Source organism: Halomonas sp. LBP4, assembly GCF_003202205.1.
Taxonomy (GTDB): Bacteria; Pseudomonadota; Gammaproteobacteria; order Pseudomonadales; family Halomonadaceae; genus Halomonas; species Halomonas flagellata.
On record NZ_PDOG01000025.1, the window covers coordinates 1 to 1,882 of the forward strand.

Annotated in this window: 2 protein-coding genes; both read left to right on the plus strand. The window is 65.1% G+C overall.

Translation table 11 applies throughout. From position 1 onward, the window contains the following. The coding region (locus CR157_RS21950) for a Rieske 2Fe-2S domain-containing protein (RefSeq protein ID WP_110285641.1) at window positions 1-1,359 on the plus strand (1,359 nt) is incomplete at its 5' end. Window positions 1,360-1,391: 32 nt separating this feature from the next. Next, the gene (benB, locus tag CR157_RS21955; RefSeq protein ID WP_110285642.1) at window positions 1,392-1,880 is read left to right on the plus strand and encodes a benzoate 1,2-dioxygenase small subunit; all 489 of its coding nucleotides are present in this window, start codon (window positions 1,392-1,394) and stop codon (window positions 1,878-1,880) included. Window positions 1,881-1,882: the final 2 nt, after the last annotated feature.

Here is a 1,882-nt window from a genome sequence, read left to right on the forward strand (position 1 = left end):
CAGCTTGATCGTCTCGAACAGCGCGTCCGTGGCGCCGTCGTCGACGACGCCGAGGCCGGCATCTTCCGCTGCCACCGCAGCATGTTCACCGACCCGGATTTCTTCGACCTGGAGATGAAGCACATCTTCGAGGGCAACTGGCTGTTCCTGGCCCACGAGAGCCAGATCGCCGAGCCGGGTGACTACTTCACCGTGACCATGGGCCGCCAGCCGGTAGTCATCACTCGCGACAAGCAGGGCGAGCTGCACGGCCTGATCAACGCCTGTGCCCACCGCGGCGCGACCCTGTGCCGGCGCAAGCAGGGCAACAAGGGCACCTTCACCTGCCCGTTCCACGGCTGGACCTTCAAGAACGACGGCACGCTGCTCAAGGCCAAGAACGAGAAGACCGGCGCCTACCCGGACAGCTTCAAGCAGGAGGGCTCCCACGACCTCAAGCGCCTGCCGCGCTTCGCCAACTACAAGGGCTTTTTGTTCGGCAGCCTGAGCGATGACGTCCAGCCGCTGGAGGCGTACCTGGGCGAGACGATGAAGATCATCGACAACATCGTCGACCAGGCGCCGGACGGCCTGGAGATCCTGCGCGGCACCTCGTCGTACACCTACCACGGCAACTGGAAGCTGCAGGCCGAGAACGGCGCCGACGGCTACCACGTCAGCTCGGTGCACTGGAACTACGCCTCGACCATGCAGCGTCGCAACTACGACGCCGGCGGTACTCAGGCGGTGGACGCCGACGGCTGGTCGAAGAGCCAGGGCGGTTTCTATTCCTACGAGAATGGCCACATGATGCTGTGGACCCGGCTGCTCAACCCCGAGGTGCGCCCGGTCTACACCCAGAAGGAGTGGATCGAGGAGCAGCTCGGCGCGGCGCGGGCCGACTCCATCGTCAACCAGACCCGCAACCTCTGCCTCTACCCCAACGTCTACCTGATGGACCAGTTCTCCACGCAGATCCGCGTGCTGCGTCCGCTCGCCGTGGACAAGACCGAGGTGACCATCTACTGCTTCGCGCCCAAGGGCGAGTCGGCGGAGAACCGTCGCGTGCGCATCCGCCAGTACGAGGACTTCTTCAACGTCTCGGGCATGGGCACGCCGGACGACCTCGAGGAGTTCCGCGCCTGCCAGGAGGGCTACAACGGGGCGCTGTCCGAGTGGAGCGACCTCTCCCGCGGCGCCAAGCAGTGGATCGAGGGCGCCGACGAGAACGCCCAGGCGATCGGCATGAAGCCGCTGCTCAGCGGGGCCTCCCCGGAAGACGAGGGCCTCTACGTGCTGCACCACCAGCACTGGGTCGAGGAGATGCTGCGCGCCATCGACAAGGAACGCAGCCAGTTTATCGCCACCCAGTCCGCGTAAGCGCGCACGAACCGACAAGGGGGAGAAGAGACATGAGCATCAACTATCAGGATATCCAGGCCTTCCTGTACCGCGAGGCGCGGCTGCTCGACGACCGCCAGTGGGACGAGTGGCTGGCGTGCTACCGCCAGGACGCGGAGTTCTGGATGCCGGCCTGGGACGACGACGACCAGCTGACCCGCGACCCGCAGTCGGAGATCTCGCTGATCTACTACCCGAACCGCGAGGGGCTGGAGGACCGGGTCTACCGGATCAAGACCGAGCGCTCCGGGGCGAGCACGCCGGAGCCGCGCACCACCCACCAGATCAGCAACATCGAGGTGCTCAAGGAGGCGGGCGACGAGGTGGAGCTGCGCTTCAACTGGCACACCCTGAGCCACCGCTACAAGAAGACCGACGGCTACTTCGGCAGCGCCTTCTACACCCTGGACGTGTCGGGCGAGACGCCGCTGATCGCCAACAAGAAGGTGGTGCTGAACAACGACTACATCCACCAGGTCATCGACATCTATCACATCTGACC

Bases quoted from the DNA above. Each gene is read 5' to 3' on its own strand.
- benB (WP_110285642.1), top strand. From the start codon at position 1,392: ATGAGCATCAACTATCAGGATATCCAGGCCTTCCTGTACCGCGAGGCG.